Genomic DNA, 6,000 nt, shown 5'->3' with positions numbered 1-6,000 from the left:
TGCCATCGACACTGCCTACAACCACTCTATGGGAATACGCAAAGGCCACATACGCTAAACCCCACCAACACAAAATGTCGTTTAGCCCGACACGCCGCAAAACAACACATTCTGTCGTTTAAGCCGTCAAAGAGGCGTGCACATAGATAGACCCCGCAAGGGCCAATCGAGGACCTCGCGGGGCTATAGAATCAGTGTTAGGCAGGTGACTAAAGCTTACGGAATACCGATACAACCTTGCCCATGATCTCCGCATCATCGCCGTTGATGGGAGCGTAGGCATCATTGTGGGGGAGCAGCCATACGCCAGAGGAATCGCGGTGGAATTCCTTAACGGTAGCTTCAGCACCATCGAGCAGCGCTGCAACGAACTCGCCTTCTTCTGCAACTGACTGGGAGCGAATGATTACCCAGTCGCCATCAAGAATGCCGGCATCCTGCATCGAGTCGCCGACCACTTGCAGCATATAAAGGTCGCCGCCACCGACTACCTCATCGGGCATCGGAAAGTAAGTGTCTACGTTTTCTTCCGCGGTAATGGGCGCACCCGCTGCGATTCGGCCAACCACAGGAATGTAGGAAACCGCACCTGCCTCTGCGGGAACCTGCTGTTCGGGCTTAGCCGGTTTGCGGCCCGGCTTCTTGGCGCCATCGTCGGTATTTAGGTGTCGAACATCTACGGCTCGTGGCTTATTTGGGTCACGACGCAAGAAGCCCTTTTCTTCCAATTGCTTTAGCTGGTAGGCAACAGAGGAGGTGGACTGCAGGCCTGCTGCGTCACCAATTTCGCGGATGCTTGGTGGGTAACCACGCAGCATGACGGCGTCACTAATGACGTTGAGAATTCGTCTCTGGCGATCAGACAGGGAAGCGTAGTCGGTCTTCTCGGCGGTCTTCTTTGGCTTGCGGCCCATTGCTGGCTCCTAGGGGATTGGGTGGATCTATCGGTGGTCTATTAGCTGGCGGCGTTGAAAAAGGCCTCACGTCATTTGTAGCACGAAAAGTACAGATGTTCGAGATTTGGACGTCGGGGTGGACAAGCATTCGAAGCGGTGCTATAAATCGAACGTACCAACTAAATCGAACATTGTGGCGACTGGTTGCCAGTGCGTGTCGTTCGGGGCGCCTACGGTGTGTTCAGTCGTCGAAAGGAAATTCATGTCTCTGCTGATCAATTCTCGCAATAACCTGGTAACTCGCAACGCTGCCGAACCTGTAGTGGTGCCTTCTGCGTCCGTGTGGGATGTGGAGCGTGGCTACGGTTCTGCGGCCCGCGGTACTACAAACTCTCGGTATGTTCGAACTCTACGTGTGGAAGATCGCACGACCTATCGTTCGAACCGTGCGTCGGTCGGAGGCTCTGGGAACAGATCGAATAGGGTCCGAAACAGTGTGGGTGAGTCGAACACAGGTAACTACGCATTGGGCGCAGTGTTTGGTGTCGCGGTCTTTGTGGGCACATTGCTAGGGGGACTAGCGGGTGCTGAAGGAGATAGTGCCCCTCAACCCCCGGCTTCTGGCGTGCAGCAAGTTGAGGCTGCAGTAGCGCACTAGGGGATACAGCGGGGTGAAGCCCGGTGGCCGCACGGAATTGAAGATGAGTAAACTACTGGCGTACCAACGTCAGTGAAAGGACCACTGTGTATTGCCCCTTTTGTCATAATGAGCAATCCCGCGTCATTGACTCGCGTGTGGTCGATGCTGGAGCGTCGATTCGTCGCCGGCGCGAGTGCGCTTCGTGCAAGGGGCGCTTTACCACGGTTGAAAAGGCCGTGCTGCTTGTCGTGAAGAGAAACGGTCTGGCTGAGCCCTTCAGTAGAGATAAATTGATCCGCGGTGTCCGGCGTGCCTGCCAGGGGCGAGACGTAAGCGACGATGCCCTGAAGAAGCTGGCGCAAGAAGTTGAGGAGACGGTGCGCAGTCATGGCTCCTCGCAGGTCAACGCGAACGAGATTGGTTTGGCCATCCTAGAGCCACTGCGTGACCTTGATGAAGTGGCTTATCTGCGCTTCGCCTCCGTGTATAAATCCTTTGAAAGCGCAGATGACTTTGAATCCGAGATTCGGCTGATGCGAAGGCGCGATCGCGAGGACTTTTAGCGCAGTTTGTCCACCGCCTTTTGGATACGGCGGAGTGAAACGGCATGGGCTGTGCCAAGGCGCTGAGCAAAAAGGGAAACTCGAAGTTCCTCTATCATCCAGCGTACGTCCTTGACCTCGCGGGTCTTTTCGCGGCCGGCTGGGAGGCTGCGCAGGCGATTGGATAGGTAGGCCTTGGCGTTATCTACCTCGGCTTGGCGGTCTGCATCGCGGTCCGGGTCAAGGTTCATGTCCTCTAGACGAATGCGCATGGCTTGGATATATCGCGGTAGATGACGCAGATGGGACATTCCTTGGACAGTGATGGCGTTTCGGGGAAGGAGGAAATCCAGTTGTGCGCGCATGTCATCGATTGCTGGACCGTCCCAATGAGCGAGTTCCGCTCGCAGGTTGGAGTACTCGGCGAGTCCAGGGGCAATAGCTACCACTGCCTGGCGTACACGGCCTGGGACTTGGGGCTTGACGGTGTCTTTAAGCTTCTGGAACGCTGCGGGGGTGCGGACGGGTCCGCCGGCTTCCATCATGAGGTCGCGAATCGCGGCGACGCGGGCGTCGTTGACAAGGCCGTCGGCGCCGCCGTGCGGATAGGAATCGACGGCGACGCGCTGTTGCAATGGCAGGCCCTTGACCATTTGGGGGGCGTTGACGGATATCTCACGCATGAGGAGCGTAAGTGTGGTCGTGACCATGGCGGCATCTGCGGCGGCCTTGGTGGGATGCACCTTGAGCTCAACGCCGTCCTTTGTGGCGACTAGGGCGGGGTAGGCGGTGACTTCGTGGCCGTCGACGGTGGTCTTGACCGTGTCATCGATCTTGCCAAGGGTATCGTCGGTCCACTCGCTGACGGCGGTGGATTCTGAAGTGCGCGAGACGCGAGATACGGAGGACTTGATGTGTCCGGCCTGACGCCGCACGAGCGCCGCGAGGTCGCGGTCAGAGTCGACGACTTTGCCGCGCTTATCGATGGCCCCGTAGTTCATCCGCAGGTGGGCGGGTAGCTTGCTGGCCTGGAAGTCGGTGGCGTTGATGCCTTGGCCGCCGAGTTCGCGGAGGACGTCGGCAAGCTGCTGGGTGATGGTGCCTTCATAAGGGATGAGGCGGTCGATGGCGCGCTCGGCAAATTCGGGCGCGGGTACGACAGTGCGGCGCAGGGCCTTGGGCAGGCTGCGGATGAGCTCGGTGACGAGCTCGAGACGTAGACCCGGAACGAGCCAATCGAAGCCTTCGGTATCCAGACCGGCGAGCATAGGAATGGGAACCATTACGGTGACGCCGTCGAGAGGATCGCCGGGCTCGAACTTGTAGGTCAGTTCGTAATCGATAGAGCCCTTACGCCAGTGGTCGGGGAAGGATTCCTCGGTGACCTCGTGGGAGTCATCGATGAGCTTAGCGGGATCGAAATCCAGCAGATCCGGGGTGCGGCGGCGCTCCTTTTTCCACCACGAGTCAAAGTGGCGGCCGGTGGTTACCTTTGCCGGAATGCGCTGGTCATAGAAATCGAAGAGCGTGTCTTCGTCCACAATGAGTCCGCGGCGGCGGGCCTTTTCTTCGTATGCGGCGGCGTCGTCAAGCGCTTGGGCGTTGGCCTTGAAGAAGGCGTGGTGGGTGTTCCAGTCGCCGGCGATAAGGGCGTTGCGGATGAACATATCGCGGGCAGCGGCGGGATCGACGTGGTGGTAGGGCACGGTGCGGTCGGCCACGATGGGCACGCCGTAGAGCGTGGATTTTTGGTGCGCGATGGCGGCGGCGCGCTTGCGAGACCAGGTGGGCTCGGAGTAGTTGTGCTTGAGCAGGTCCGCGCCGAGCTTTTCTACCCAGGCAGGATCGATGGCGGCGACATCGCGCGCCCAGAGGCGGGAAGTTTCCACCAGCTCGGCAGCCATGAGGAACTCGGGAGGCTTTTTAGCCAGGGCAGAGCCGGGGAATACCAGGAAGCGGGTGTTGCGCGCGCCCTGGAACTCCTTGGAATTGCCGTCGCGGGCGCCGATATTGGATAGCAGGCCCGAAAGGAGGGACATGTGGATGTCATCGGAGCGGCGCTCTGTCCCTTCCTGGTAGGTCCAGCCCAGCTGCTTGGCGACGTCCTTGAGCTGGCGCACCAAGTCAAACCACTCGCGGATGCGTATGTAGTGGAGGAATTCCTGCTTCATGCGCTTGCGGAACCTATTGCCGGATTGCTCGTTGCGGGTTTGCTTGATGTAATCCCACAGCTTGAGCATGGACAAGAAATCCGAGGTCTTGTCCTTGAAGCGGGCGTGGGCTTGGTCGGCCTGGGCTTGGAAGTCGAGGGGACGCTCGCGCACATCTTGGATGGTCATGGCGGCAACGATGACCATGACATCATCGAGGCATCCGTTGGCATTGGCTTCAATGAGCATGCGAGCCATGCGCGGATCCAGTGGGATGCGGGCAAGATCGCGGCCGATGGTGGTGAGCGAGGGCTTGTCCTGCTTGTCGTGGAGGGCACCGAGCTCGTGCAGGAGGGTGAGACCATCGCGAATGGCCTTGTGCTCGGGCGGTTGGATGAAGGGGAATTGTTCGATATCACCGAGCTTGAGCGAAACCATTTGCAGGATGACGCTGGCAAGGTTGGTGCGCAGAATTTCTGGGTCGGTGAACTCGGGTCGGCTTTCAAAGTCCTGTTCGCTGTAAAGGCGGATGGCGATGCCGTCGGCGACGCGGCCGCAACGGCCGGAGCGCTGGTTGGCGGAGGCCTGCGAGATGGGCTCGATAGGCAACCGCTGGACCTTGGTGCGCGTGGAATACCGTGAGATGCGGGCGGTGCCGGTATCGACGACATAGCGGATTCCGGGTACGGTAAGCGAGGTTTCGGCGATATTGGTGGCCAAGACGATGCGGCGGCCGCGGTGCTCGCTAAACACGCGGTGCTGTTCCTGGTTGGACAAGCGGCCGAAGAGGGGAGTGACCTCGACGTTTTTCCACTTCTTGCCTTCGATGGCTTCCATGGCATCGCGGATGTCTCGCTCGCCAGGGAAGAAGCACAGGATATCGCCGTCGCCTTCGTGCATGAGCTCTTCGATGGCCTCGGTCAAGCCGTCGAGCGGGTCTTGGTCCACTACTTTTCCGCCGGCCTCGAACTCGAGTGGCCGGTAGCGGATTTCTACGGGGTAGGTGCGTCCGGAGACCTCGATAATGGGGGCGGGGTTGCCGTCGGCGTCGGCAAAGTGGGCGGCAAAGCTTTCCGGGTCAATGGTTGCGGAGGTGATGATCACCTTGAGGTCTGGGCGCTTAGGTAATAGGCGCTTCAAGTAGCCCAAGAGGAAGTCGATATTGAGCGAGCGTTCGTGGGCCTCATCGATGATGATGGTGTCGTACTTATTGAGAAAGCGGTCGCGCTGCATCTCGGCGAGCAGGATGCCGTCGGTCATCAGCTTGACGGCGGTGGTCTCAGACACGCGATCGTCAAAGCGGATGGCGTAGCCAACGGACTCCCCGATTTTCTGGTCCAATTCCGCTGCGATGCGTTCAGCCACGGTGCGCGCTGCAATACGGCGCGGCTGGGTATGGCCGATGAACCCCCGCCGGCCGCGGCCCAGCTCGAGGCAGATCTTTGGGATCTGAGTTGTCTTACCAGAACCGGTCTCACCAGCGATGATAACGACCTGGTTGTCCCGAATGGCCTCGGCGATATCGTCCTTGCGGGCGGTGACAGGGAGGGCGTCCGGGTAGGTGATGGCGGGAACGGCGGCGTCGGTAAGCGCGACGCGCTCGGTCGCGGCATGGATTTCAGCGCCGATTTCTTGCAGCGCTTTAGGAGCGCGAGCCTTTTTGAGGCGGCGACGGAAGGAGCGCGCCTCGGCCAAAGAGACATTTTCGAGTGCGGCGAAGAGGTCCTCGCGAGAAGGGGATTCGTTCTTAGTCATGGATGGGATTCGAGCCT

3 protein-coding genes are annotated in these 6,000 nt (G+C 59.5%); 1 reads left to right on the top strand and 2 read right to left on the bottom strand.

The genetic code is table 11. The annotated features are described in order from the left end of the window. Window positions 1–209 precede the first annotated feature (209 nt). Window positions 210–914 (bottom strand): transcriptional repressor LexA, encoded by a 705-nt coding sequence (gene lexA / locus MHY08_RS10825; protein WP_239228320.1) that lies wholly within the window; start codon window positions 912–914, stop codon window positions 210–212. Between the two features lie 726 nt (window positions 915–1,640). Here lexA and nrdR point away from each other — a divergent pair. Next, the gene (gene nrdR / locus MHY08_RS10820) at window positions 1,641–2,099 is read left to right on the top strand and encodes a transcriptional regulator NrdR (protein WP_005328590.1); all 459 of its coding nucleotides are present in this window, start codon (window positions 1,641–1,643) and stop codon (window positions 2,097–2,099) included. On the opposite strand, the gene hrpA is transcribed toward nrdR, so the two are convergent. Beyond that, entirely contained in the window at window positions 2,096–5,983 is a 3,888-nt protein-coding gene (gene hrpA / locus MHY08_RS10815) for an ATP-dependent RNA helicase HrpA (RefSeq protein ID WP_239236659.1), read from the bottom strand. The two genes, nrdR and hrpA, sit on opposite strands and share 4 nt — an antisense overlap. Between the last annotated feature and the right edge of the window lie 17 nt (window positions 5,984–6,000).

This window comes from Corynebacterium sp. ACRPJ (genome assembly GCF_022347345.1).
GTDB lineage: Bacteria > Actinomycetota > Actinomycetes > Mycobacteriales > Mycobacteriaceae > Corynebacterium > Corynebacterium tuberculostearicum_D.
The sequence above is the reverse complement of the archived record's forward strand: the minus strand, read 5'-3'. Positions and strand labels throughout refer to the sequence as shown.